Source organism: Methylocystis sp. MJC1 (assembly GCF_026427715.1).
In the GTDB taxonomy this organism is placed as follows: Bacteria; Pseudomonadota; Alphaproteobacteria; order Rhizobiales; family Beijerinckiaceae; genus Methylocystis.
The window spans coordinates 270729-295962 of the sequence record NZ_CP107559.1 but is presented as its reverse complement, the minus strand read 5'-3'; the positions used below and the strand labels follow the sequence as shown (position 1 = coordinate 295962).

At 59.4% G+C, this 25234-nt stretch carries 21 protein-coding genes and 15 pseudogenes; 16 read left to right on the top strand and 20 right to left on the bottom strand.

All coding sequences use genetic code 11. The annotated features are described in order from the left end of the window. Positions 1-109 precede the first annotated feature (109 nt). Positions 110-241 (top strand): DUF3096 domain-containing protein, encoded by a 132-nt coding sequence (locus OGR47_RS20195; protein ID WP_165056245.1) that lies wholly within the window; start codon positions 110-112, stop codon positions 239-241. 60 nt (positions 242-301) lie between these two features. Here the strand turns inward: OGR47_RS20195 and OGR47_RS20190 are convergent, their stop codons facing one another. Beyond that, the gene (locus OGR47_RS20190) at positions 302-493 is read right to left on the bottom strand and encodes a CsbD family protein (RefSeq protein ID WP_165056237.1); all 192 of its coding nucleotides are present in this window, start codon (positions 491-493) and stop codon (positions 302-304) included. Positions 494-659: 166 nt separating this feature from the next. Between OGR47_RS20190 and OGR47_RS20185 the strand changes: the two are divergent. After that, a pseudogene (locus OGR47_RS20185) lies at positions 660-822 on the top strand (IS200/IS605 family transposase); the annotation flags it as partial. 210 nt (positions 823-1032) lie between these two features. Here OGR47_RS20185 and OGR47_RS20180 read toward each other — a convergent pair. Further along, positions 1033-2070 (bottom strand): annotated as a pseudogene (locus OGR47_RS20180) (IS110 family transposase). Positions 2071-2146: 76 nt separating this feature from the next. On the opposite strand from OGR47_RS20180, the pseudogene OGR47_RS20175 reads away from it, so the two are divergent. Then, positions 2147-2445: pseudogene (locus OGR47_RS20175) on the top strand (transposase); the annotation flags it as partial. Between the two features lie 46 nt (positions 2446-2491). On the opposite strand, the pseudogene OGR47_RS20170 reads toward OGR47_RS20175, so the two are convergent. Then, positions 2492-3251 (bottom strand): annotated as a pseudogene (locus OGR47_RS20170) (IS6 family transposase). A gap of 86 nt (positions 3252-3337) precedes the next feature. Beyond that, positions 3338-4300 carry an RNA polymerase sigma factor RpoH gene (gene rpoH, locus OGR47_RS20165; RefSeq protein ID WP_165056247.1) on the bottom strand — a complete coding sequence of 321 codons (963 nt, stop codon included), beginning with the start codon at positions 4298-4300 and terminating at the stop codon, positions 3338-3340. 234 nt (positions 4301-4534) lie between these two features. Here rpoH and OGR47_RS20160 point away from each other — a divergent pair, with 234 nt between their 5' ends. The 4 genes and pseudogenes from OGR47_RS20160 to OGR47_RS20145 all read left to right on the top strand — a co-directional run bounded on the left by OGR47_RS20160 (position 4535) and on the right by OGR47_RS20145 (position 8183). After that, positions 4535-5242 (top strand): IS6 family transposase, encoded by a 708-nt coding sequence (locus OGR47_RS20160; RefSeq protein WP_165056241.1) that lies wholly within the window; start codon positions 4535-4537, stop codon positions 5240-5242. A gap of 800 nt (positions 5243-6042) precedes the next feature. Continuing rightward, positions 6043-6645, top strand: a pseudogene (locus tag OGR47_RS20155) (IS6 family transposase). Between the two features lie 188 nt (positions 6646-6833). After that, positions 6834-7035 (top strand): annotated as a pseudogene (locus tag OGR47_RS20150) (transposase); the annotation flags it as partial. 677 nt (positions 7036-7712) lie between these two features. Beyond that, positions 7713-8183 (top strand): sensor histidine kinase, encoded by a 471-nt coding sequence (locus tag OGR47_RS20145; RefSeq protein ID WP_165056243.1) that lies wholly within the window; start codon positions 7713-7715, stop codon positions 8181-8183. A gap of 127 nt (positions 8184-8310) precedes the next feature. Here OGR47_RS20145 and OGR47_RS20140 read toward each other — a convergent pair. From OGR47_RS20140 to OGR47_RS20120, 5 genes and pseudogenes are all read right to left on the bottom strand, one after another. Then, positions 8311-8562, bottom strand: a pseudogene (locus OGR47_RS20140) (DDE-type integrase/transposase/recombinase); the annotation flags it as partial. Between the two features lie 14 nt (positions 8563-8576). Beyond that, positions 8577-10112, bottom strand: a complete 1536-nt coding sequence (gene tnpC, locus OGR47_RS20135) for an IS66 family transposase (protein ID WP_216697946.1) — start codon at positions 10110-10112, stop codon at positions 8577-8579. Positions 10113-10181: 69 nt separating this feature from the next. Beyond that, the gene (gene tnpB / locus OGR47_RS20130) at positions 10182-10538 is read right to left on the bottom strand and encodes an IS66 family insertion sequence element accessory protein TnpB (protein WP_165056354.1); all 357 of its coding nucleotides are present in this window, start codon (positions 10536-10538) and stop codon (positions 10182-10184) included. Beyond that, positions 10535-10960, bottom strand: a complete 426-nt coding sequence (tnpA, locus tag OGR47_RS20125) for an IS66-like element accessory protein TnpA (protein ID WP_371824408.1) — start codon at positions 10958-10960, stop codon at positions 10535-10537. Before tnpA (OGR47_RS20125) ends, tnpB (OGR47_RS20130) begins: the two co-directional genes overlap by 4 nt. 73 nt (positions 10961-11033) lie before the next feature. Further along, positions 11034-11480, bottom strand: a pseudogene (locus tag OGR47_RS20120) (IS6 family transposase); the annotation flags it as partial. 161 nt (positions 11481-11641) lie between these two features. Between OGR47_RS20120 and OGR47_RS20115 the strand changes: the two are divergent. Both OGR47_RS20115 and OGR47_RS20110 read left to right on the top strand, forming a co-directional pair. Next, on the top strand, positions 11642-12022 hold the full coding sequence (locus tag OGR47_RS20115; protein ID WP_216697949.1) for a hypothetical protein: 381 nt from the start codon (positions 11642-11644) through the stop codon (positions 12020-12022). Positions 12023-12267: 245 nt separating this feature from the next. Beyond that, positions 12268-13078 (top strand): annotated as a pseudogene (locus tag OGR47_RS20110) (IS5 family transposase). Positions 13079-13340: 262 nt separating this feature from the next. Here the strand turns inward: OGR47_RS20110 and OGR47_RS20105 are convergent. From OGR47_RS20105 to OGR47_RS20095, 3 genes and pseudogenes are all read right to left on the bottom strand, one after another. Then, positions 13341-14381 (bottom strand): IS110 family transposase, encoded by a 1041-nt coding sequence (locus tag OGR47_RS20105; protein WP_165056376.1) that lies wholly within the window; start codon positions 14379-14381, stop codon positions 13341-13343. Positions 14382-14525: 144 nt separating this feature from the next. Next, a pseudogene (locus tag OGR47_RS20100) lies at positions 14526-14789 on the bottom strand (VIT1/CCC1 transporter family protein); the annotation flags it as partial. Positions 14790-14870: 81 nt separating this feature from the next. Continuing rightward, positions 14871-15035, bottom strand: a complete 165-nt coding sequence (locus OGR47_RS20095) for a DUF3309 family protein (RefSeq protein ID WP_165056316.1) — start codon at positions 15033-15035, stop codon at positions 14871-14873. Between the two features lie 142 nt (positions 15036-15177). Here OGR47_RS20095 and OGR47_RS21980 point away from each other — a divergent pair. Beyond that, a pseudogene (locus OGR47_RS21980) lies at positions 15178-15426 on the top strand (transposase); the annotation flags it as partial. A gap of 36 nt (positions 15427-15462) precedes the next feature. Here the strand turns inward: OGR47_RS21980 and OGR47_RS20085 are convergent. Continuing rightward, positions 15463-15750: pseudogene (locus OGR47_RS20085) on the bottom strand (transposase); the annotation flags it as partial. A gap of 200 nt (positions 15751-15950) precedes the next feature. Here OGR47_RS20085 and OGR47_RS20080 point away from each other — a divergent pair. The 5 genes and pseudogenes from OGR47_RS20080 to OGR47_RS20060 all read left to right on the top strand — a co-directional run. Beyond that, a complete protein-coding gene (locus OGR47_RS20080) occupies positions 15951-16100 on the top strand; it encodes a CsbD family protein (protein WP_165056314.1) in 150 nt (49 codons plus the stop codon). Between the two features lie 169 nt (positions 16101-16269). Further along, positions 16270-16419 carry a lmo0937 family membrane protein gene (locus OGR47_RS20075; RefSeq protein ID WP_165056320.1) on the top strand — a complete coding sequence of 50 codons (150 nt, stop codon included), beginning with the start codon at positions 16270-16272 and terminating at the stop codon, positions 16417-16419. Positions 16420-16634: 215 nt separating this feature from the next. Continuing rightward, positions 16635-16829: a CsbD family protein gene (locus OGR47_RS20070; protein WP_165056321.1), complete on the top strand. Its 195-nt coding sequence runs from the start codon at positions 16635-16637 to the stop codon at positions 16827-16829. A gap of 216 nt (positions 16830-17045) precedes the next feature. After that, complete coding sequence (locus OGR47_RS20065) at positions 17046-17378, top strand: hypothetical protein (RefSeq protein ID WP_165056323.1); 333 nt, start codon at positions 17046-17048, stop codon at positions 17376-17378. A 204-nt stretch (positions 17379-17582) separates the two neighbouring features. Then, a pseudogene (locus OGR47_RS20060) lies at positions 17583-17818 on the top strand (IS6 family transposase); the annotation flags it as partial. Here the strand turns inward: OGR47_RS20060 and OGR47_RS20055 are convergent. From OGR47_RS20055 to OGR47_RS20030, 6 genes and pseudogenes are all read right to left on the bottom strand, one after another. Further along, a pseudogene (locus OGR47_RS20055) lies at positions 17809-18066 on the bottom strand (transposase); the annotation flags it as partial. The pseudogenes OGR47_RS20060 and OGR47_RS20055 overlap by 10 nt on opposite strands. Before the next feature lie 3 nt (positions 18067-18069). Beyond that, on the bottom strand, positions 18070-19605 hold the full coding sequence (gene tnpC / locus OGR47_RS20050; protein WP_216697946.1) for an IS66 family transposase: 1536 nt from the start codon (positions 19603-19605) through the stop codon (positions 18070-18072). A gap of 69 nt (positions 19606-19674) precedes the next feature. Then, entirely contained in the window at positions 19675-20031 is a 357-nt protein-coding gene (gene tnpB / locus OGR47_RS20045) for an IS66 family insertion sequence element accessory protein TnpB (protein WP_165056354.1), read from the bottom strand. After that, positions 20028-20453 (bottom strand): IS66-like element accessory protein TnpA, encoded by a 426-nt coding sequence (tnpA, locus tag OGR47_RS20040; RefSeq protein WP_371824408.1) that lies wholly within the window; start codon positions 20451-20453, stop codon positions 20028-20030. Before tnpA (OGR47_RS20040) ends, tnpB (OGR47_RS20045) begins: the two co-directional genes overlap by 4 nt. 359 nt (positions 20454-20812) lie before the next feature. Continuing rightward, the gene (locus tag OGR47_RS20035) at positions 20813-21922 is read right to left on the bottom strand and encodes an IS110 family transposase (protein WP_216697945.1); all 1110 of its coding nucleotides are present in this window, start codon (positions 21920-21922) and stop codon (positions 20813-20815) included. Between the two features lie 105 nt (positions 21923-22027). Further along, positions 22028-22386 (bottom strand): annotated as a pseudogene (locus OGR47_RS20030) (IS5 family transposase); the annotation flags it as partial. Positions 22387-22529: 143 nt separating this feature from the next. Between OGR47_RS20030 and OGR47_RS20025 the strand changes: the two are divergent. Beyond that, entirely contained in the window at positions 22530-23768 is a 1239-nt protein-coding gene (locus OGR47_RS20025; protein ID WP_216697944.1) for an IS701 family transposase, read from the top strand. A 328-nt stretch (positions 23769-24096) separates the two neighbouring features. On the opposite strand, the gene OGR47_RS20020 is transcribed toward OGR47_RS20025, so the two are convergent. Further along, positions 24097-25164, bottom strand: coding sequence for an AI-2E family transporter (locus tag OGR47_RS20020; protein ID WP_165056308.1), 1068 nt, complete (start codon positions 25162-25164; stop codon positions 24097-24099). Positions 25165-25234 lie beyond the last annotated feature (70 nt).

Below are 25234 nucleotides of genomic sequence, written 5' to 3'. Positions count from 1 at the left end.
ATTGTCAAGATGGCCAGCGAATATAATGCGAGCCGCGCGGGCAATTCTTGCCGCGCACCAGGCGCGAGAGCCTATCGCATGAGAAATGGAATGATGCGGCCTTCAGGGAATCATCAGCACAGGCGTACCGACGCTGACGATTGCCGGCGGCCTCATCTTGATCACGCCGCAGTTGCTCAATTACATCGTGGCGATCTTTTTGATCGTCTTAGGGATCTTGGGCCTCGGTCTGTTCAAATGATATAAATATGAAAAAAGCGCCCTTTCGGGCCGCTTTTTTCTCACGCAGGATCAGGTTAAGTTAGGCTTTGTCGACGAGCTTCTTGACCGCATCCTTGGCCTTGCCGACGGTTTCCTGCACTTCGCCTTTGAGTTTCTGCCCAGCGCCTTCGACCTCAAGGTTCGGGTTCCCTACCGCCTTGCCGACGCCCTGCTTGACTGCCCCTGCCGCCTGATTGGCCGCGCCCTTGATCTTGTCGGTGGTGCTGCCCATGATTGGTCTCCTGAATGATTGTCGCGCGGCGGATGTCTCTCTCGGACGACGGCTTCTGGCTATCGGATTTCGAGCTCATCTCCACTCATCGCGGGTTAATGATGAGCCAGACATCCTCCTTTCTTCAATCCGCTTGTTCGGTCTCAAAGGCACTGACACTGGACAAAAGGGCAAGAGCGCGATCCATCTGGCGCTCGTTTACGCGGAGCGGAAACGCGGCTTCTTTGGGCAGCACTTCGTCTCGACGGTAGGTCCAGATGAGGAATTGATCCGGGAATATCGGCAACCAGAACTAGGAAGACAAACGCCTGGAGCAGTTGAAACTTTGGCCGGCTCACATCCTAAAGCCCCGGTTTTGCCGGGGATACTCACTCGTCTTCCGTAGTCGTAGCCGCGACCGGCCCGAACTCAGGGTTGCGGTAAAAATAGGTGAACATCAGCCCCAGCATCGCTACGCTCGCGAATAGTCCGGAAAAACCTCCGATCCACAGGCCCGACGACTCGCCGATTTCGCGGGTGACATCGTGGCCAGCCAACCCTCACACGGCCGCTTTCGCCTCCTGCAACGAGAAGTTCTCGCGGCTCCGAAGCACCACCCAGGCGATCCGCGCGAGCTTGTTCGCCAAAGCCGTGACGACGACATTGAAGTGAGACCGAGCGAGCAGTCCCTTCACCCAGCGACCGAGCGCAGTATCCTGTCTGACGAAGTGCTGCACCGCCGCGCGGGCCCCGTGGATCAGCTGCTTCCGCAAATAGACGTTACCGCGCTTGCTGATGCCGAGGAGCCTCGGCTTGCCGCCGGTCGTCGACTGTCGGGGAACGAGTCCGAGCCAAGCAGCGAGATCTCGGCCATGCTCGAAGGCTTCGGCGTTGCCGACGGCGGCTACGAGCGCGGATGCGATGATCGGGCCGACGCCGGGGATCGTCGTCAATCGGCGGGCTTCATCGCTGTCCTTGGCGAAAGCGACGAACTCCGCATCGAAAGCCCCTATCTTTTGATCCAATTCCCGCCACTGCTTCGGCATGTCGTCGATGAGTGAACGCATCCGCTCGCTCATCGACGCGCCTTCTTCTCCTTCCATAATTTCGACGAGCCGCTGTTCGAATTTTAGCCGGCCTTGTGGGACAACGATTCGCGTTCGATCAGAATCCCGCGCAACTGATTTACCAGAGCCGTCCGTTCGCCGACGAGCCGTTCCCGAGCGCGATGCAGAGTTTGCAGATCGAGCTGCTCCTGCGTTTTCAGCTCGACAAACCGCATAGTCGGCCGTGTCGCGGCTTCTGCAATGCCCTCCGCGTCGCGATCATCGCTTTTTCTGCGCCTTGATGTAGGGCCTGACATATTCGGGCGGCATCATCCGGATGTCGTGACCATGTCCGGCGAATAAGCGTCCTGGCCAGTGAGCGCCGCAACAGGCCTCCATCGCGATAATGCAGCGAGGGAGCTTCGCTGCGAGAGCGATCAACGTTTCTCTTTTCGCTCGCCGCCGCAAAACAACGAGGCCTTTGTCATCCAGACCGACCAGACTGCAAATATTCTTGCCGATATCGATGCCGAGCGCGTGAACATTCTTCATGACCCGTCCCTTTCGCAAAAAATATCCGGCGAGGCTACAACGCCGGAAGGAGGGGCGGCCATCCCATAATGGTGCAATGGATACGAAGAAGAAGACATCGAACAGATTTTCACCTGAAGTTCGGGAACGTGGGGTTCGGATGGTGCTGGAGCACCAGGGCGACCATGCCTCGCAATGGGCGGCGATTGCCTCGATTGCGGCGAAGATCGGTTGCACGGGCGAGACGTTGCGAAGTTGGGTTCGGCAGGCAGAACGCGAGTCCGGCAGCGGGCTGGCCTGACGAGCGACGAGCGTGCTCAGTTGAGAGCGCTGGAGCGGAAGAACCGCGAGCTGCGACAGGCCAATGAGATCCTGCGCAAGGCGTCCGCTTATTTTGCGGCGGCGGTCGGCGACAGCTACGAGGGGCCGTGGCGGGGCACCGTCAAGTTAACGCGTTCAGGTTACGATTGTCGACGCGAATTTGCACGGCCTTTGCAGCGAGGTCGGCTCTGGAGATCTCGCGCCAAGCGGCGAAGGGCGTCGGCGCGATGCGAGCGGCGAGTGGCGGCGGGTTTGCATTCGGGATAGGGATGGTGGAAGAGGTTGGCGATCTCGTGGTGAATGGACAGAAATTTCTGCGCCTGTCGCGCCGATTTGGACCGCTTCATAATCCCTTCTCGTCGCCTCGTCGGTTGATGCGAATTTTCCGCCCGGCTGTTGAGACCATTGTGCTGGCGATGTTTGATGCGCAACCCCATGGCCGCACGGGCGCTGCCGTATGATTTCAGTTTGTCCGTGACCATGACGCGGGGAGCCCGTCCCGCGTTCTTCAACAGCTTGCGCATAAGCCGCTTTGCAGCTTTCTTGTCACGACGGCTTTGGGCGAGAATGGCGAGCACGAAGCCATCCGCGTCTACGGCGCGCCAAAGCCAGTGTTTCTTGCCAACGATCGACACGACAACTTCATCGAGATGCCATTTGTCGGCTCTATGAGGCGAACGTCGACGACTGTCGGCAGCGAGATTCCAGCCGAATTTTTCGCCCATTGCCGGATCGTTTCATGGGTGATCTCGACGCCGCGGGCCGCGAGCAATTATTCGACCATGCGCAGGCTGAGCGGGAAGCGAAAACCAGACGACGTAGCCGATGATCTCCTTGGTGAAGCGATGACGATGATGGCGAGGGTCGGACGAGCTCGGCATACCGCTCACTATGCTCCCGAACCCTTATCCGCCGTTAACTTGACGGTGCCTCATCCGACTATGATGCGGTTTGATCGGATAGCGCTCTAATGGCGAAGCCGACTTTGGGTCCCCTTGTGCTCCGCCTGTGCATCTTGGATGATAAGCAATCCCATTGCATGCAGATCGGCGGCCCGCTCCTCGATGTGCGCGCCGCCAGCGCGAACCTCCCGCTGAACCTTTCCGAAGGCGCGCACCTCGATCTGGCGCACACGCTCGCGCGACACGCCAAATTCGGCGGCTAGAGTCGTGAGCGTCACGGGAGTATCTGTGAGGCGGCGGGCCTCCAGAATTCGACGCTCCCGCGGATTCAGCACGTCAAGCGCGTTCCGCAATGACATCTGTCGATTGTCGTATTCTTCGTCGCCGACAAGAACCTGCTCCTGATCGTCACTGTCGTCGACGAACCAATCTAGCCATTCGCCACCTGTCTCGCCTTTTTCGCCAATCGGCGTATTGAGCGAGGCGTCGCTACCCATACGACGGTTCATCGCTATGACGTCCTTCTGGCGAACGCCAAGGAGGAGGGCCATCATTGCGACATTTTCTGGCTTGAGGTCGCCTTCCTCATAAGCCGAAAGGCGGTTCTTGGCGTGACGGAGGTTGAAGAATAGCTTCTTCATGTTCGCGCTTGAGCCCATCCTCACCAGAGACCAGGACCTTAGAACGTATTCTTGAATCGACGCCCGAATCCACCACCTCGCGTAAGTTGAGAGGCGGAAGCCACGATCTGGTTCGAAACGCTTGACGGCTTGCATGAGTCCGAGATTGCCCTCTGAGATAAGGTCGCCGACGGGGAGACCATAGCCACGATAACCCATGGCGATTTTGACGACGAGGCGTAGATGCGAGGTTATGAGCTCGCACGCGGCCTGTGAATCCCCGTGCTCACGCCACCGTCGCGCTAACATCTGTTCCTCCAGCAACTCCAGCATGGGAAACTGGCGGATTCGAGATAGATAACGGATAAGTCTGCTTTCGGGGGAGAGCATGGTCAGGGTAGTCGGCATATCTGTTCCTCCTAAGAGATTCTCGCGCAGCGAAACCGAAGCAATGTGGATTTGTGCCGTCATGGAAATTCCAACCCGTTCCAAAGGAGAACGAGCATCTTAGTTCCGGTACGATCGTGCGCTAGTCCCGGAAACTACCCATTCGCCTCAATGTCCTCGACAAGGCACTGGTGCAAACAGCGGAAGCGGGGCATATTTGCCGGCGACCGCGCTGAGCAGAGGACCTGTATCCATATGCTGAGTATTGACGAGTTCTTCAGAGGCCGGCATTTCGACCGGGAGATCAGCATCCTCTGCGTGCGGTGGTATCTGCGGTTCAAGCTGAGTTTTCGAGACCTCGTCGAGATAATGGCCGAGCGCGGAATTGATTTGGCGCATACGACGATAATGCGGTGGATCCAACGCTACGCTCCCGAGTTCGAAAAGCGGTGGAACCGCTTCCCCTGCCGAGCAGGCAGGTCGTGGCGGGTCGACGAAACCTATGTGAGAATCAAGGTCAGCGGGACCTGTCTCTATCGCGCCGTCGACAGCGACGGCAAAACCGTCGACTTCCTATTGCGAGCCAGACGGGATATCGCTGCTGCGAAGGCGTTTTTCCGGCGGGCGTTCCAACGCCAGGGCCGACTGCCTCGCGCCATCACGCTCGATGGCTACCAAGCCTCGCACCGCGCGGCCCGGGAGTTCCTCGCCGAACATCGGGGCGGCGCGCGGACGAAACTGCGGTCTTCCAAGTACCTCAACAACTTAATTGAGCAGGATCACCGATCCATCAAGCTCCGGTTGGGCCCGACGCTCGGCTTCAAGAGATTTCGTAGTGCGTCGATCACGATCGCTAGCGTCGAGCTCATGCAACGGATCCGGAAACGTCAGTTCGCATTGGGTAAGCTTCGCGTAGCGGGCAAGACTGCGTCTGAGATTTGGAGCGCCGTGCGCGCCGCCTGATTTTAAATTGAACGTTCAAATCCCACTTCGCGTCTCTTCACGGAATTTGCGCCAGAGCCACTTTTTTTACCTTGAGGGCTGCGGCCGCAGTCGCCTTGATCGTTTCCTCAAGTGCCTCAAGCGCCCTTCAGTTCGATCCGATCTGTGGAGAGCTGATAGCCTATGTAATATTATAGATATTGCTGACATACTGGACAGGCCACAGGCCTTCATACGAGCCTTGGCGAGTCGACCCCCGACGAATTCGCCGCCCGGTTCAATGACTCGCACATTCGCCAGCACCTGTGAATCCTATGTCAGTGTCAGTGCCCTAGCCATTCTCACGAGGGAACGCCATTTTGTAGCGATCGATGACCGCCTGATAATCCTCCCGCTGAACGGGGCCTTCAAAGGGATTTTCATTTTGGATGTTGCTTGGCCCTTCGGGATTTTCGCTCACTTTGGAGCTGCTATAAAAATGAAGGAGACCCAAGCAGCGGAAGCACCCGGGCTACGATCGCTCCCAAACAGACTAGCACCACTAGCAGCTTGAGTAGCTGTGCTAGCCGCGCGTCGGGACAGAATTTATCGATTACCCAAAACAAGATCGCCCCAAGGACAACGATAATAAGGATCCCAATTATGAGCGTTAGCACGGCGGTCTCCCGGTAAATTTGCGGCAATGTTTAAAACTCTTTGCGCTTTCATCGATTTTTGGTGACGGGCGCTTGGGTCAGCCGGCGGCTCTCGACTAATGAAGAGCTTACCTCAAACCTGTTTCCAAATTTCACATTTGCGATGAGTTTTGGCAACAGGAATTCGTGAGACACCGGCGCACGTCGGCGAAAGGGTTCTCAGGCAGTTCGTGGCCCGTCGACGAAACCTATGTGAGAATCGAGGTCAGCTGGACCTGTCTCTATCGCGCCGTCGACAGCGACGGCAAAACCGTCGACTTCCTATTGCGAGTCAAGCGGGATGTCGCCGCCGCGAAGGCTTTTTTCCATCGGGCGCTCAAAGGCCAAGGCCGACTGCCCCGCGCCATCACGCTCGATGGCTACCAGGCTTCGCATCGAGCGGCGCGCGAATTCCTCGCCGAGCATCAAGGCGGCGCGTGGACTCAAATTCGTTCTTGAAAATACTTGAACAACCTCATTGAACAGGATCATCGATCGATCAAGCTTCGCTTGGGCCCAATGCTTGGGCTGAAGCGGTTCCGAACTACTGCCTCGATCACCATCGCTGGTATCGAGCTCGCGCACCGGATCAGGAAAGGTCAATTCAAACTCGGAACGCTTCGCAAAAGAGACCCGTGCGCCCGAAATCTGGAACGCGGTGCTCGCTGCATGACCTCCGCTCATGCCCTCTGGCCATTCGTTGTGCCGTCACGGAAAATTTGCACCACAACCTGGCAGCGTTCGGTTTAGTTGTCGCTCGAGGCCCGACGCACGTCGACAAGCTCATTTCGGTGGTGCAGGATCCGGGGCAGCCTCTGCCGGAAGCGGCGCGTCCTATCCTTTGCGTTTTGGTCGATACGCTGAGCTTGTTGGATCAACGCATAAAGCTCCTGGACATCGCAATTGCTCGGCGGGCCAAAGAAGGCGAAGCGGTGCGTCGCCTCATGAGCATCCCAGGAGTCGGTCCGGTGATCGCGCCCGCAGTGGCGGCGCTGGCGGCCGCCGGCCGAAACATTCAAACGAGGTCGCGACTTTGCGGCTTGGCTCGGGCTCACGCCATTGCAACACTCCACCGGAGGAAAGCAGAGGCTCGGCGCGACGTCGAAAATGGGAGACCGCACGCTACGACGTCTGCTCATCGCGGATTCCGACGAAGGTGCCCGTCTGTAACGGGATAATGCCGCCCGGGGATTCCGGGATAATGGCGCCCCCCCTGTAACGGAATGATCCGGCCCGGGCGCCGCGTTCGTTGACCTACGAGGTTTGTCTCACTTGTACTGGTTTTGGGTCAAGCCGATTTAGCCTTTTTGCCGCGCGCGCGGCGTAAGCTTTCGCCTCGAAGTTTGCCGTTTCCGAATACTTGCGTGAAGGCGTGAGTAAAAATCGGTCAAGGGGCGACGCCACCGTGGCCTCGTTTTACGTTAAAGAAGCGAATTTGCCTTACATCGCAAGGCGTTTCGCTGTTGTAATTTTTTTGAGTTTCGTACAAATTGTCAGTGTAAGGAGTCCTTTGCACAGCTACCGCCGTTATCGCTCATTTCGTCATCACAAATTAACATTTGCCTTATTTTATTCTATCTGAGAGCATATTTTGGTCTACGGTTGAACGAGCGAGTTTCCCCTTGGACCCAAAAGCCCACGTCGCGGAGTTGGAAGCCGAGCGAGATGCGCTTCGGCAGGAACTGTGCGCCATCAAATCCCGCTACGACGAGTTACGGCATCGCGTGAATAACGAATTTCAAGTGCTTCTGTGTTAGTTTAGAGTTCAAGAAAGGAAAGCCCCAACACCTCCATCATGCAGCCGGTGCATTTCCCGGATGTGGAACGTGGTGGCTTTGCACAAAGCGCTCGACAATTCACCTGCATCGGTTGAAATGACCCATTATTTACAATGCATAATAAAGGCCTTTGAAACGGCATTCGGGGATCCCGTTCAATTCATTATGTCGATCTCACCAGGCCTGTATCTTGACGCTCGCTGTGCGAGCTATGTCGGACAAATTTTCTGCGAAATCGCAATGAATGCGATTAAGCACGGTTTTCCCGACGGTTCGAGGGGCCATATCGTAACGACCCTTCGACGCGTGGGCGATAAACGTTTCGAATTGACTGTAGCAAACGACGGCGCGGCGCTCGACCTAAAAACCGTGCCGCCGAGCGGGTTCCGCGCTTTGAAAGACCTCGCTCGTCAAATAAACGGCGAGCTGCACATAGAACCGATGCCAAAAGGCATGCAAGTCCGATTTCGGTTTACTGCTTACCAGCGCGGTGACGAAGTCGTAGCTTGATTAAGCGAGTTCTTGAGGGTTCTGTTGAGTTAGCAGAGGCGGCGCAGTTTCGGTAAACTGTGCGCCCGATGGTACCGTCAAGTTAACGACCTGAAGACCGAAGAATGGCGATCCGTCGTGGTGGCTCTCATGCGCCTGATCGCACTTCTGAAATCTCACGCCACGCGGTGATCGCCCCCGCACGATGGGCGCGGCGGATGCGGGCTGGCTGACGTTCAGGGCGAGGGAGATGAAAAAGGTTGGCGAGCTGATCGTGGGTGGACAGAAATCGTTGAGCCTGTCGCGCCGATTTGAACTTCTTCATGATCCGCTTTCGTCGCCTTGTCGGCTAATGAGGATTCTCCGCTCGGTTGTTTAACCCTTTGTGCTGCCGATGCTCGGTAACCGCTGTTTTCAGGCCACCTCTTTGAAGGCCACGGCGGATTGTGCATAGGCCCAAGGCATCAGTTCGTCGAGCTTACTTGCGAGATGGCCGTTGACGATCTTAGAAAGAGCGTCAGCGATGTAGGCCAGCGGATCGACGCCATTGAGCTTGCAGGTCTCGATGAGCGAGGCGACGATCGCCCAGTTTTCGCCGCCTCCGTCCGAACCCGCGAAGAGAGCGTTTTTCCGATTGAGGGCGATGGGACGGATTGCACGTTCGACGACATTGGAGTCGATCTCGATGCGCCCGTCGTCGATGAAGCGTGTCAGGCCGTCCCAGCGCGAGAGCGCGTAGCGGATCGCCTCGGCGAGCTTGGTCTTCTGGCTGATCAGCGCGAGTTTTTCACGCAGCCATGGCTCGAGCGCGTCGAGGATGGGGCGGGATTTCTCCTGCCGCGCGTCCCGACGTTTGCCGGCGCTTTGGCCGCGGATGTCGCTCTCGATGGCGTAGAGTTCGCCGATGCGCGCCAGAGCCTCGCTGGCGATCGGCGCGGGACCTGCTGCGGCGAGTTCGTAGAAGCGCCGGCGGACGTGAGACCAGCAGAAGGCGAGCGACACGCTGTTCTTCTGCGTCAGCGCGCGATAGCCGGCGTAACCGTCGACCTGCACGACGCCCGTGAAGCCAGCAAGATGCGTGAGCGGCTGCTCGGACTTTCGGTTTTGCGCATAGACATAGACTGCGATTGGCGGATCGGCGCCGCCCCATGGCCGGTCGTCACGCGCATAAGCCCAAAGTTGGCCAGTCTTGGTACGCCCGCGCCCGGGGTCGAGCACCGGCGCCCTTGTCTCGTCAGCGAAGATTTTCGTCGACGATCTGATGTGTTCCAGAAGCCGCTCGTGCACGGGCCGCAAATGCCAGGCGGCGCGACCAACCCAGTCGGCGAGCGTCGAACGGTCGAGGGCGATCCCCTGCCGGGCGTAGATCTGTGCTTGGCGATAAAGCGGAAGATGATCGGCGTATTTGGAAACGAGCACATGTGCGACTGTCACCTCCGTCGGCAAGCCGCCTTCGATCAGCCGCGCCGGGGCCGGCGCCTGCACGACCGCGCCCTCGCAGGCGCGACAAGCGTATTTGGGTCGACGCGTCACCAGCACGCGGAACTGCGCTGGCACGACGTCGAGCCGCTCAGAGACATCTTCGCCGATCTGGTGGAGCGCGCCCTTGCAGCAAGGACAGGCTTTATCCTCGATGTCGATGATGGTTTCGATGCGCGGGAGATGGGCAGGTAGCGCGCCACGGTTCGTGCGGCGCTTTCTGGCCGCCTTTTCACGTTCGGCGGCGGACTTGGCTTCCCCCTCCGCCGCGGCGCCCGCTTCCGTCTGCTCGACCTCTTCGAGCGCGAGCAGCATCTGGTCTTCGGGAAGGGTCTCGGCGCGCCGTCCAAAGCGATGGCGCTGCATCTCCTTGATGATCTGAACGAGACGCTCGTTGCGCGCCCGCTCGGCAAGCAGCATCGCCTTCAGTTCGTTTGGATCGTCGGGAAGCGTCTCGATCGCCTGCGCCATAGTCGCAGAAGACCATATTTTCCGCCGCCTTTCGACGTTCTTCGATGCCCTGATTCACTGTGTCGCGGCTTATCCCGGCAAGGTCGGCGCCGCCGTCTCTTTCGCCGCGCGCACGCGGCGAAAGTCGAGCCCCTCCAGCAGCGCCGAAAACTGCGCCGCGGACAACCGCATCACCCCGTCTTCGATCTTCGGCCAGCGGAACTCGCCATCTTCCAGCCGCTTGGCAAAGAGACAGACGCCCGTGCCGTCCCAGAACACCAGTTTGATGCGATCAGCCCTTTTCGCGCGGAACACATAAACAGCGCCGTCAAAAGGATCTGCCTGCATCGTCTCTCGGACCAGCGCAGCCAAGCCCTCGGCGCCCTTTCGGAAGTCGACGGGCTTCGTCGCCACCATGACGCGGATCGCGCCTGTCGGCCCGATCATGAACTCGCCTTCAAGGCGTCGATAATCGCCGTGACCATGCCCATGGGCGCGTCACGCCAGATCCAGACGCTTGCACCGTCAATTGCGAGCTCAATCACGTGCGGGCGAGCAACCGGTCTGCTCTCCGACCCCAGAGCGACGGGCGCTTCCTCTCGTCGCTCGACAACAACCGGCGCAAATGAAACAGCATCGAGTTCCGCTTGCCGTCGCGCCTTTCGTCGCCACGAAAACAATTGCTGCGGCGCCAGCCCATGCCGTCGCGCGACAACTGAAACCACCGCGCCAGGCGCAAGCGACTCTTCGACGGCTTGCGCCTTCTCCGCAACCGACCATCGTCGACGACGTTCGCCGCCGCCCGTGATCACTTCGATCCGGCGCACCGCTCCGCCATTAGGCTCAAGCGTAGGGTCAAGTCTGGACACAAGCCTTATCTCCAAATCAGGAGATCAGACTCGCTGCTTTCAGCATCGGTTGGAAGGTGGGACCGCAACAGCGCTTACGATGCTCGATCTTCAAGCCCATGTCCTTGCGGGCGGCTCCATAGGAGGGCAGCTTGTCCGTGACCATCACGCGCGGCGCTCTCCGCGTCTTCTTCAACAGCTCGCGCATAAGGCGTCGTGCGGCTGTCCGGTCGCGCTTGCTTTGGACGAGAACATCGAGAACAAAGCCTTCTGCGTCGACGGCACGCCAAAGCCAATGCTTTTTTCCGGCGATGGAGACGACGACTTCATCCAGATGCCAATTGCCGCCCCGCTGCGGTGCACAGAGACGAATCTCACCGGCAATATCGCAGCCCAATTTCTCGGCCCATCGCCGTATCGTTTCGTGAGTTACGTCAATGCCACGCATTGCGAGCATTTTCTCGACTATGCGCAAGCTGAGAGGAAAGCCTCGCCAAATTGCTTTTGGCGATTGTATGCTAAGCCTCGACCAGGAAAAAATTTGCGACGGATCCCGGAAAACTAAAGGGACTTGTGTCGGCTTGGGCCTCGACAGCTTCAGGTTTGGGCTTAGTTATCTGGTTTCGGACACCGAAGCAGCGCTCGGCTTGCGCAGGTGGGAGGGGATCGACCCAGCGCGCGCCCGAAAAACGGAGGTTGAAAATGCGTAAGAGTGTGAAAATTGTCGCTGCCGCGTTGTTCGGAGCGACCGCGCTCGCGGCTCTACCGGCCGAAGTTTTTGGCGGCCCCATGAGCGCCGCGAGTCCAACGAGCGTCGGCCTAAATGCGTCGCTCGAAAAAGCTTACTATAGGGGCTATCGCCGGGGCTATTATCCACGTTACGGTGGTTATTATCGCCGCGGCTACGGCCTCCCGGGCGCGGCGGTTGGTGCCGCGGCTGGCGTTGCGGGTGCCGCAGCTGGAGTTCTGGGCGCGGGAATCGCAGGGGCCACGGGCTACGGCTACCCCGGCTACGGCGGTGGGTATGGCGGCAGTTCTTGCTGGCAGTGGGACCCCGGTGCTGGTTGGGTCTGGGGCTGCTAATAAAGCGACATCCGACCCGCAATTGTCGCCCCATTGTGAGCGGCGCGGGTCGGTAGCTCTTTCAAATATCAGGTCATCTTTTCAAAAGATATTTCAATGGCGTAGATTAGACTGAAATGCCTGCTGGGTCACTTCAATTGAGACACGTGCAAGCACTTTTGGACGCTCAATATGGGATTGACCGACCGGTCAATCGACTAGAGGGTGTTATGTACTTTGGTGGTTGATTGTCTTAATGGATTCAGATGTCTCCGATTCGCAAACCGTATCCGTCTGATGTCAGCGACGAAGAATGGTCGCTGGTTGCGCCGTATCTGACGCTGATGGACGAGGGAGCTCCGCAACGTTAGCATTTGCTTCGTGAGCTTTTTAACGGCCTGCGCTACGTTCTGCGTTACGGCATAGCATGGCGCGCCATGCCCAACGATCTGCCGCCCTGGTCCGCAGTGTATCAGCAATCGCAGCGCTGGCTAGCGGCGGGCGTGTTCGAAGAGCTTGCGCAGGACCTGCGCGCCTTGTTGCGCGTCGCCTCCGGTCGCGCCGAGGAGCCAACCGCGGCGATCATCGACAGCCGCACGCTGCGCTCTACGCCGGAAAGCGGTCCACGGGCCGGCTATGACGGCGCCAAGCGCAAGCGCGGCTCCAAGCTACATCGCGGTCGACGCGCTGGGGCACTTGCTGGCGCTGCACGTTACGCCGGCGAATGTCGACGACCGCGCCGAGGTCGGCAAGCTCGCCGCCGCTGTGCAGCACGCCACCGGCGAGAGCGTCGAGCTTATTTATGTCGATCAAGGTTATAACGGCGAGAAAGCCGCCGAGGCGGCCAAAGCGCAGGGCGCCGAACTCTGCGTGGTCAAACTCTCCGAAGCGAAAAAAGGCTTCGTGCTGTTGCCCAAACGCTGGGTTGTCGATCGGCCTTTCGCTTGGGCGACCCGATGCAGGCGGCTGGTCAAAGACTACGAACGCTACGTCGACACACTCGCTGGCCTCCACGTCGTCGCTTTCGCCTGCCTCATGCTCAAACGCGCAGCCGACTTCATAATACAGAGTGCATAACACCCTCTTCTGTAACGGGCGCTTCGTTGTCAATCCCCAACGCTCTTCCTTCGCCGGTTCACTCTTCTGTCCGTGGTCGGCGCCAAGAATGATGGCCGCCACTTGATGGGATAAGATGAGGATGAGGCCGGCCAATCTAGTTGCGCGTGGTCTTGAGCCCACGGAGCGTGTTGCGGTCTGACCCATCCATCGTCCCGGCGAGGGACGAACGCTTCGGGAAAGGCTGGTGTTTGGCCCCGCCCGAAACCCTGCTTTTCCTCTCCTACGCCGCCACGACAGTCGAGGTCGCCTTGCGGGCGTCGAACGGCGTCCCGTCGATCCACATCCGATGCAAGACCACGGCGAGCTTGCGCGCCAGCGCCACCTTCGCCTTCTTCATGCCGGCGCGCCGGGCGAGCTTCATCGCCCAGCTTTTGAGGCCGGAGCCCTTCACCGGCCGCGTTAGTATGACGTTGGCGGCTTCGTAAAGCGCCGTGCGCACGCCAGCGTCGCCGATCTTGGTAATCCGCCCGCTAACGTCCGTTTCGCCAGACTGATATTTCCTCGGCGTCAGGCCGAAATGCGGCCCGACCCGCTTCGACGAGGAAAATCGCAACGGATCATCGATCGCCGAAACGTAAGTCAGCGCCACGATCGCGCCGACCCCCGGCGCCGACATCATCAGTCTCGCGCGCTTGTCCTTGCGCGCCATCGCCCGCACAAGCTTCTCGAACATGTCGAACTCGCGCAGCAAGACCGCATGCGCTGAAAGCAGCGCCTTTGCGACGATCTCGAGCGTCCTATACCCGCCGACGAGCTCCTGGATGCGCCGTGCGAAACGCTTCGGCGTCGTCGGCCCGACCTTTAGCCCGAAGCCGCGCAAGATCCCGCGCAGGCTCATCTCAATGTCATAGAGTTTCGATTGAACCAGTTTGCGCGCCGTCAGCAGCGCTCGCGTCTCCTGCGCTGCCGAGGATTTGCAGTGGACCGGACGAAACCAACCAAGCCGCATTAATTGCGCGATGCCGCGCGCGTCATTGCGGTCGGTCTTGACTGGCATCGTCTGCAGAGCCGTGCGCACATGCCGCGTCTCCAGCAACTCCACCGCCAGGCCCGCCTCGTGCATCGCCGCGTAAAGCCATTGCGACAATGGCCCTGCCTCGAGGCCGATGCGCGCCAAATCCAGCCCGAGCGACGCCAACCAGCCGATGAGCGCCGCCGGCTCGCTGGAGATCTTCGCCTCCCGCACGATTCGCCCGGCGCCATCGACGACGCAAACGCTCGATGCTTCCAAAGACACGTCGATCCCCGCATAATGGTCCATGGTCATCCTCCAATGATGCTTGGAGCCGACGAAAGCCGGACTCCGTCTCACACCACCATTCTGGGGGATGACCACTCCTCCGCGAAGCCTCAGCCTCCGGCGGCCCGTTACGCCATCTAGAGCATTTCCGACGGCAACGTCACGCTTGACGTAGACGTCGGCAAGCTCCGCAAGCTGAAATTCGCCATTCTCGCGCAGTTCCTTGCGCTCGCGTAAAAGATCCGCCTGTTCTGTGTCTGTGTTGGATTGCGAGCTAACGGAAACATACTCGCCAGCGGCCATCGATATGGCGCCAGCCACCAGTCCGGCGACCCCCGCAAGCACGACGTCGTTCCGGGTCACGGCAGCCGCCGCGACTCCGACGAGCAAGCTTGCGGTCGAACCGATGCCGTCGTCGGCTCCGAGCACTGCTGCTCGCAACCACCCGATACGCTCGACCAGGTGGCTTTCCGGGTGCAATCGACGACGACTAACGTCCCCTTCGTCTGATCAGATCCGCCCTAGCAGCATAAGAACGACAAGGATAATCAGAATGAGGCCAATCACGCCGACGCCGCCGTGTCCGTAACCGTAACCGTAGCCGCCAAAGCGTCCACTGAAGCCGCCTAGCAAAAAGATGAGGAGGAGGATAACGAGAAGCGTCGAGATTGACATGAAAGTATCTCCAAGTTCAGGACCTCAGTCCCGGAGGCGACTTAGCCCGGAAAATTCACGGTCAGTTGGCGGGCATGGTACAGGCTTTTGATTTGGCGTAGAGTTCGGTTATCGCGCCATTTCGCATTCCGCCACGCCCGCCATGAACGATCCTACGCTTCCACTCTTTGGTTTGTCACCCGTCTCCGGCATAGTGGTCGTCGCCAAATTCGACTTTTGTCCTCTGATAGCGGCGTTCTGCTGTTGCGCGAAGTCGAACGACGGCTGCGCGTTGCCGAGCTGGCTGTCTGCACGATCCGCAATGCGGCTTTCGTCACGCATCCGTTGACCGACCATTCTTCGCTTTCGCCTTCTGATGATCGACGCCGGCTACGAAGACGGCAACGACGCAAGTTCTCGCTTCCACGCCTTGATAGGCTTCCTCCGCTTGGCCGCGTCGGCAGTAGAGGTCTTCATAAATCCTGCGCGCGTTGCCGTTGTCGAGATTGGTGGCGACGCAGAGCAGGTCGACGCCGCCCTCGCCGACTTCGGTTCTGGCGATGATGCGCTCGATTCTGCTCCAGCTTTGCGCGGCGTCGAAGAACTCCCTGTAGCGCCGGATGTTTCCCGCGTTCGGCGCGGCTTCGAACAACGCCGTCGTTTTGGCTTCGAGAGATGCAGCCGTGATGAGCCCATAGGGGCAAGCCGTATCGCATGGAGCGGTTTTCGCCCTCATCGCGAATGAGGGCTCGTCGGCGCTACGGCATATAGAAAAGCACGAGCTGTTCAATCCTGCGAAAGCGGAGGCGCGACGCATCGTCGCAGTTATCACACATGCATTGCCATCCCACGTTGAAACTGTTCAAGCGATGCCTAAGTCTTCAATATAAGAATGGAAGGATTGTGTCATGGACAAAGAAAACATCGAGGGCGCGGTTGAAGGGCGAAATCGAAGAAATGATGGGAAAGGTTCTCAACGACAAGTGGCTTGAGCTCAAGGGAAAGCTCGGTCTACTCAGAGGTATCGCCATTGGGACGGCGAAGGACGCGATTAACGACGCAGTCGAGGATATCAAGAAAATCTGACCGGCGTGCATCAATCAATTTCCTCTCGGCGCCGCGAGTTGGCTATCTGCACAACAACACACTTTCTGCTTGGCATTGTGCAGCGAGAAGGAGTTATGACGTCGGGAGATTTCCTGCCATTAGTTTATATCGTTGCTGTCAATTGACGACCTGCTATGGAGAAGCGCAAATGTTTGAGACTGTCGCAATCATTCTGATTGTTCTCTGGTTGCTGGGCGTGGTGTCTTCTTACACAATCGGCGGATTCATTCACATTCTCCTGGTTATCGCGGTCGTGGTGATTGTGCTGCGTGTGATTCAAGGGCGAAGCCCGATCTAGCGGTACGGGAACGTGATTAAGCCACGCGGCATCGACGGGGGACGCACGAAACCGAACTGATTCTCGTTGACCCGCGAAGTACCGTCGCTGCTATCAAACGTCGTAACCGGAAAGTCGCTGGCGGTGTTGCGCGTCGCGTCCAACCAAATGGTGACGCGACTCTCCAGATAGCAAGTGCTAAAAGTAGAACGATTTATTCTAAAAGGAGAACGATCATGGACAAAGAGAACATCAAAGGTGCAGCGCAGAAGGTGAAGGGCCAGATTGAAGAGGTCGCGGGAAAGATTCTCGGCGACAAGGATCTTGAGATCCAAGGGAGAGCCGATCAGGTCGTAGGCATCGTTCGGGACGCGGTCGGAACCACGAAAGATGCGATAAAGGACGCGGTCAAGGAAGCGAAGAAAATCTAAACCGGGATCCGGCGTCGCCGTGCAGCGATATGGCGTTTAACATATACGTTTCTTCGGCCGGCGGATAACTTGAGGCGCGTATGATACCAGTTTTGTCGTTGATGCGTTGACGGCGCAAACCAGCGCTCTGGGACAGCCGCCGCAACCAAAGGCGGTTGCATTGTAGGACCGTAAGACTTGGCGGCTCGACCAAAGTCCTGACAAAAGGAGTATGCTATGCAATTTGAACAATCGGCATCGCGCAGCGTCCATTGGCAAGAATGTCGGTCGGACGTGATCCACCAGAGCCTCGACCATCTCTTGGCCATGGCGCACCGTTATCGGAGTGAAGGCAACGTGTGGCAGGCGATGGAGATGTATTGGATGTTGTCGGAAGACCATGCCGGGACCGCGCAATCGCTGGAGGCGGAAAGGAGCCTGCTGGAACTGGCGGAGACCTACGAGCACGACGCGCAACATTTGGCGCGCGCGCTCTACGAACGTCTAAGTGATTTGGATGGCTCAGGTGCGAACCGCATGAGCGAGGCATACTTGCGGGTAAAAGAGTGACCGCGATGCTGAGCGTCGATGATCTTTTCAAAGCCCGTCAATTCGACCGGGAGATCGTCATTCTCTGCATGCGCGGGTGTGCGATACAAACTCAGCTACCGAGATCTCATGGAAATGATGGCCGAACGCGGATGGCACCGTCAGGTCAACGGATGGCTGTGGGATTTTGTGGTAAAGGCATAGTTATGCCGACATCCGCCTGGCCTATATCGTCGCGATCGTTTCCCGCCCGAGACTATTTCCGTTCCCCCTTGAGCCTGCGCATGGTCCAGGAAATGCTCGCCATGCGCGGCGTCGACGTTAACCTACGAACCCGCCAATGAGCTAAGAAATTTGGCCAGAACTTCGCTGCGAGGATACGCCGTCGCGCGCCACAACGCGGCGACAAATGGCTTCTGGACGAGGTTGTCGTCAGCATTGCCGAGAATATGCATTGGCTCTGACGCGCTGTCGAGCGGGATGTTGGGCATAGCCCCGCCGGCTCGACCTGCCGGCGGACAGCGTCGCTGTCGTAGCCCTTGTCGCCATGCAGGATGCTACAGGCGGGCATCTTCGACAGAAGCTCTGCGCCGGCCGTGCAATTGGCGACATTGCCGCCCGTGAGCATGAAGGCGACAGGCCGGCATTGAGCGTCCGTCAGCGCATGGATTTTGGTCGTGCGCCCGCCGCGGGATCGACGTAACCGCTGTTTTCAGGCCACCTCTTTGAAGGCCACGGCGGATTGTGCATAGGCCCAAGGCATCAGTTCGTCGAGCTTACTTGCGAGATGGCCGTTGACGATCTTAGAAAGAGCGTCAGCGATGTAGGCCAGCGGATCGACGCCATTGAGCTTGCAGGTCTCGATGAGCGAGGCGACGATCGCCCAGTTTTCGCCGCCTCCGTCCGAACCCGCGAAGAGAGCGTTTTTCCGATTGAGGGCGATGGGACGGATTGCACGTTCGACGACATTGGAGTCGATCTCGATGCGCCCGTCGTCGATGAAGCGTGTCAGGCCGTCCCAGCGCGAGAGCGCGTAGCGGATCGCCTCGGCGAGCTTGGTCTTCTGGCTGATCAGCGCGAGTTTTTCACGCAGCCATGGCTCGAGCGCGTCGAGGATGGGGCGGGATTTCTCCTGCCGCGCGTCCCGACGTTTGCCGGCGCTTTGGCCGCGGATGTCGCTCTCGATGGCGTAGAGTTCGCCGATGCGCGCCAGAGCCTCGCTGGCGATCGGCGCGGGACCTGCTGCGGCGAGTTCGTAGAAGCGCCGGCGGACGTGAGACCAGCAGAAGGCGAGCGACACGCTGTTCTTCTGCGTCAGCGCGCGATAGCCGGCGTAACCGTCGACCTGCACGACGCCCGTGAAGCCAGCAAGATGCGTGAGCGGCTGCTCGGACTTTCGGTTTTGCGCATAGACATAGACTGCGATTGGCGGATCGGCGCCGCCCCATGGCCGGTCGTCACGCGCATAAGCCCAAAGTTGGCCAGTCTTGGTACGCCCGCGCCCGGGGTCGAGCACCGGCGCCCTTGTCTCGTCAGCGAAGATTTTCGTCGACGATCTGATGTGTTCCAGAAGCCGCTCGTGCACGGGCCGCAAATGCCAGGCGGCGCGACCAACCCAGTCGGCGAGCGTCGAACGGTCGAGGGCGATCCCCTGCCGGGCGTAGATCTGTGCTTGGCGATAAAGCGGAAGATGATCGGCGTATTTGGAAACGAGCACATGTGCGACTGTCACCTCCGTCGGCAAGCCGCCTTCGATCAGCCGCGCCGGGGCCGGCGCCTGCACGACCGCGCCCTCGCAGGCGCGACAAGCGTATTTGGGTCGACGCGTCACCAGCACGCGGAACTGCGCTGGCACGACGTCGAGCCGCTCAGAGACATCTTCGCCGATCTGGTGGAGCGCGCCCTTGCAGCAAGGACAGGCTTTATCCTCGATGTCGATGATGGTTTCGATGCGCGGGAGATGGGCAGGTAGCGCGCCACGGTTCGTGCGGCGCTTTCTGGCCGCCTTTTCACGTTCGGCGGCGGACTTGGCTTCCCCCTCCGCCGCGGCGCCCGCTTCCGTCTGCTCGACCTCTTCGAGCGCGAGCAGCATCTGGTCTTCGGGAAGGGTCTCGGCGCGCCGTCCAAAGCGATGGCGCTGCATCTCCTTGATGATCTGAACGAGACGCTCGTTGCGCGCCCGCTCGGCAAGCAGCATCGCCTTCAGTTCGTTTGGATCGTCGGGAAGCGTCTCGATCGCCTGCGCCATAGTCGCAGAAGACCATATTTTCCGCCGCCTTTCGACGTTCTTCGATGCCCTGATTCACTGTGTCGCGGCTTATCCCGGCAAGGTCGGCGCCGCCGTCTCTTTCGCCGCGCGCACGCGGCGAAAGTCGAGCCCCTCCAGCAGCGCCGAAAACTGCGCCGCGGACAACCGCATCACCCCGTCTTCGATCTTCGGCCAGCGGAACTCGCCATCTTCCAGCCGCTTGGCAAAGAGACAGACGCCCGTGCCGTCCCAGAACACCAGTTTGATGCGATCAGCCCTTTTCGCGCGGAACACATAAACAGCGCCGTCAAAAGGATCTGCCTGCATCGTCTCTCGGACCAGCGCAGCCAAGCCCTCGGCGCCCTTTCGGAAGTCGACGGGCTTCGTCGCCACCATGACGCGGATCGCGCCTGTCGGCCCGATCATGAACTCGCCTTCAAGGCGTCGATAATCGCCGTGACCATGCCCATGGGCGCGTCACGCCAGATCCAGACGCTTGCACCGTCAATTGCGAGCTCAATCACGTGCGGGCGAGCAACCGGTCTGCTCTCCGACCCCAGAGCGACGGGCGCTTCCTCTCGTCGCTCGACAACAACCGGCGCAAATGAAACAGCATCGAGTTCCGCTTGCCGTCGCGCCTTTCGTCGCCACGAAAACAATTGCTGCGGCGCCAGCCCATGCCGTCGCGCGACAACTGAAACCACCGCGCCAGGCGCAAGCGACTCTTCGACGGCTTGCGCCTTCTCCGCAACCGACCATCGTCGACGACGTTCGCCGCCGCCCGTGATCACTTCGATCCGGCGCACCGCTCCGCCATTAGGCTCAAGCGTAGGGTCAAGTCTGGACACAAGCCTTATCTCCAAATCAGGAGATCAGACTCGCTGCTTTCAGCATCGGTTGGAAGGTGGGACCGCAACAGCGCTCTTATGTCCGCTGTCAACAAATTTGACGAGCGACTTCACGCCACGGGAAGCGGCGTGGAAGGACGGTTGTCGCGCAGGGGTAGGGACTGGATCTGAAAGACGTCGGTGATCAAGCTCTTATGCGCGGGTTGGTTACCGCATTCCCGAAAATGGGTCTGGGGCTGTCCCTATCTTACAACGGGCGTCGGCTGTTGCCGGCCACAAAGCGTGTGACGGGTATTCCCCTCGCCGAGATCCAGTCCCCGCCCATGCGCGAGCGGATAATCAATTGCCTGTGTTGCGTCTCAGGCGGTTTGCGCCTCCTTTGCAACGCACCACATGAAACCAACAAGCTCCCGCGCAATTGCGGCGCAGACGACGGTCGTTTTTTTGCCGCGTGCACTGAGCGCGCGATATCGTGCTGTTAGGCGGGTCTGCGCTTTCCACGCTATCTCTCTTACGCGCGGCGGCGCGGCTTCGAGTTTGTAGAGCTTCAATTTTCCGATCCGTGGTGGATGGCGGTAGGTCCAGGCGCTTTCGATCAGCAGATGCCGCACGCGACCATTGCCGGCCTTGGTGATGCCGCCACGCCGAACTGTGTCGCCCGTCGAGCGCTCACTCGGCGTCAGACCGAGATAGCCCATGAGCTGACGCGGATTTTCGAAGCGACTCAGATCGCCAAGCTCCGTGGCGCAGGTAACGGCTACGATCAGATCGATCCCTCGTAGGGTCTGGAGCGCCTGGACCACAGGCGCCAGCGACCATTCGGGTAGGAACTCTTCGATCGCCGCCTCGAGACGCTCCACGCGCTCCTTGGAGATTCTCACGGCTTCGACCATCTCCTGCAACGCGATCTGATGGGCCGGATGATCAAATTTCTGTTCTTGAAGCCAGCGAAGATGACGAGCGCCCCAAGCGGTCTTGCGCGGAAAAATCCGACCGTGCCGGAGCATAAATGCGCTCACCTGCTGACGATGCACACACAGCGTTTCGACCGCCGCGGCTCTTGCGCGCACGAGATCGCGCATCGCTTCATGACTTTCGTCCGGAACCCACACGGCTGTCAGTTCACCAGCCCGAAGCAACCTGGCGAGCGCAACCGCGTCGCGACGGTTGGTCTTGACCCGATCGCCCGCCTTGCGCGGAATGAGAGAAGGCGCGACCACGGAACAAGGGAACCCCATCGAAACGATGAGCCGGTGCAGGCCATAACCGGTCGGTCCGGCTTCATAGCAAAAATGCGCATCCGCATGTTTGGCCGTAATGCGCTTGATGAGGCGGCGCATGCTTTCGACAGACGAATCCACTTCCCCGACAAAACGCACCTCGCCGCTTCGCCCGCCGGAAGCGACTGCAACCGCGTTACGCGCCTTCGAAACGTCGATCCCGACGAAAATCTCTGTAGACTGCTCCATGGCTCGCCCTCCTGCGCTGAGGATCGGTTCGGATCGCCGAGCAACCCTCGCTCGCACAGCGTAGGGCGAGCCACCTCAGTCGCAAAAGCGGACATACGGTCTTACGGATCGACCGATCGCCTGGGCGCGCTCCCCCCTTTCCCGCCGCTGGCCGAGCGGTGCGCCTTGACCGCTGAAGAGTCGATGAGGATCTGCGCCGGCGGCCCGCCGGCTTGCGCAAGCGCGTGGAAGAGATCGACCCAGACACCCTTCGTCGCCCAGCGGACATAGCGATTATAGAGCGTCTTCCTCGGCCCGTATTCCGGCGGCGCGTCGATCCAGCGCCCGCCGGATTTCAGCACATGTACGATACCGCTGATGACGCGCCTGTCGTCGACCCGCGCCTTGCCCCGCGTATCGTTGGGAAGATGCGGCGCGATCTTCGCGAACTGGGCGTCCGTCAGCCAAAAGCGATCGGGAAACATGGGCGCTTTCTTTCGGAAGCTGTGAATCACGACCCCACGTTCAAGCCAATCACTTTATGGGTCCGAGCCCTAGCATTACAGTTGCGTTTAGGGCTGCTTTCTGACTCCTTGGATCACCATGATTCGTCATGGGGGTATTGGGGATGTCGGGAGCTTCGATCGAGACGACTCTGGAGCTGTGGGCGTCTTCGTTGCGGGATGTGAAGCGTCGGATGCGGCCGCTTTTCGCGCAGGTGCGCGTGGCCCACTCGGCGGAGAATTTTCTCGAGGGCTTGCTCGGCGAGGAGCGCCGCAAGACAGGTTGGATGCGCCCCGAGGCGGCCGGTGATCCAGGGCCGTGGCGACAACAAGCGATCCTTGGCCGCGGGCGTTGGGACGCAGATGCGTTGCGCGACATCGTACGCGATTACGCGCTCGAAACCCTGGCCGATGACGACGCGGTTCTCGTCGTCGACGAGACGGGCTTCCTGAAGCAGGGCAAGGCGTCCTGTGGCGTCGCGCGGCAATACACCGGCTCGGCGGGCAAGATCACGAACTGCCAGATCGGCGTCTTCGCCTGCTATGTCGCGCCGCGCGGCCATGCCTTCATCGACCGCGAATTGTATCTACCCAAAAGCTGGACGGACGATCCGGCGCGGATGGCCAAGGCGCATGTTCCACAGGAGATCATCGACAGCGCGTCTGGCGGCTTTGCGACCAAGCCAGCGTTGGCGCGCGTCATGATCGAGCGCGCGATCGCGGCGAAAGTTCCCTTCTCCTTCGTCGCCGCCGACACTGTCTATGGCGTCGGCGACATCGAAATGGCGTTGCGGCGCGCCGGCAAGGGCTATGTGCTCGGCGTGAAGTCCAATGACCCGTTTCGCTCTTGGGGCAAACCTCGGACCGTCGCCGGAACGGCGAAGGAGATCGCTGAGGGCTTGCCAGCCTCCGAGTGGCGGCGTCTTTCGGCGGGCGCGGGAACGAAAGGCGAGCGCTTTCACGACTGGGCCTATCTCGAACTCGCCGATCTCGACGCTGGCGAATACAACAAGGCTCTCGCCGGGCAGGCATGGACGCGCGGCCTTCTGATCCGGCGCAAAATCGCCGACGGCGATCTCGCCTTCTTCACGACATGGGCGCCGGCCGGAACATCGATCGAAAGACTGGCGAAAATCGAAGGGCGTCGTTGGGCGATCGAAGACAGTTTCGAAACGACGAAGAACGAACTCGGCCTCGATCACAACGAGACGCGCTCCTGGCATGGTTGGCGTCGTCACATATCGCTTGTCATGCTCGCCTTCGCCATGATGGCGGCGATCCGCGTTCACGCAAATACGGTCGCGTCGCCCCCAAAAACAATGCGGCGCAAGCCGACGACGTCGTCCAGTCCGCCTCAGAGCTGACGAGCCCGTCGCTTATCCGCTGGTCCATGCAGGAAATCCGCCGCATCGCAACGCGGCTGGGTCGAAAGCGCATCCGACCAGAGTGTGTCATCGCTTGGTCGCTTTGGCGAAGAGCCCATCAAGCCCAGGCAAGGCGCGCCCACCTAAAATCGCAACTGTAATGCTAGGAGCGTCGGCTCGCTTGAAAGGTTATCGCGTCAAAGCCACGCAATGTTTTCGTCTGTAAATCGCGATTCTTCCAAATCTGCGGAGAGAGATTATGACAGTAGGCTTAGCGCACCTTCAACCGCCTAACGACAATCGTTAACCATATTGTGGACGCCGGAAATCATCGGTTGGCAGACGCTGTGTGCGCTCCCTGCCGCGTTGCGAAATAAATATCCCAAGCCGCGATGAACATCGCTGCGATCACTGGCCCGATGACAAAGCCGTTGAGTCCAAACATTTCGATGCCGCCCAGTGTGGAAATCAACACAACATAGTTAGGCATCTTGGTGTCTTTGCCCACCAGAATCGGACGAAGAACATTATCCGCAAGACCCATTACGAATGCGCCATAAGCAATCAGAACGATACCCTGCCAAATTGCGCCCGTCGTCAGGAAATAGATGGCGACCGGACCCCAAACCAAGGCAGCGCCTACTGCCGGGACCAGAGATAGAAGAGCCATCGATGCGGCCCATAACAGCGGGGCGCTGACTCCGAGAATCCAGAAAATGAGGCCGCCGAGCGCTCCTTGCAGGAGCGCCACAAGTAGATCCCCCTTGACCGTGGCCCGAATGACGACCGCGAATTTGCGGAAGAGAGCGTCTTTCTCCTCAAGGCGAAGCGGAATCGCGTCCCTGATTTGGCGAGCCAACACCTCTTCGTCGCGTAGCAGGAAGAACAAGAGGTAGAGCATCACGCAAAGATTCACGATGAAGCTCAACGCGCTTTGTCCAATGACGAGCGCCTCCGCCGCAAAAAACTGGCTTCCCTTGATAAGGGCGGCGGACACCCTTTCTTGCGCTTCTCCTAGGCTGGTCAGACCGAAGCGCCGCAGGAGATCGGCCGCCCATGAAGGCAAGGCGTCGAAGAGTTGCCGAAAGACGCTTACAAGGTCTAGATCGCCTGATTGGAGTCGATCGTATACACCGGATGCCTCTTGCGTCATTGACGCTGCGAGCAGACTCAATGGAAGGATCACCACCAAGACAATGATCATTACCGTCGCGACGGCGGCAAGATTTCGTCTTTGCTGCAATGTATTCGAAAGGCGTCGATACATTGGCGCAAACACGATTGCGATCACGGTTCCCCAGAGTATCGCTCCGTAGAAGGGCCAAAGTATCCAGGCGAAGGCGGCGGATACCGCCAACGTCAAGGCGAGAAACGCTGTGTCTTCAATGGCGCGCATTCGCATGGTCCGTCACTTGTGCGACCTTGTATAGCGGACACTTTATCGAAAGTTGGCTGTGAAAGTTCGC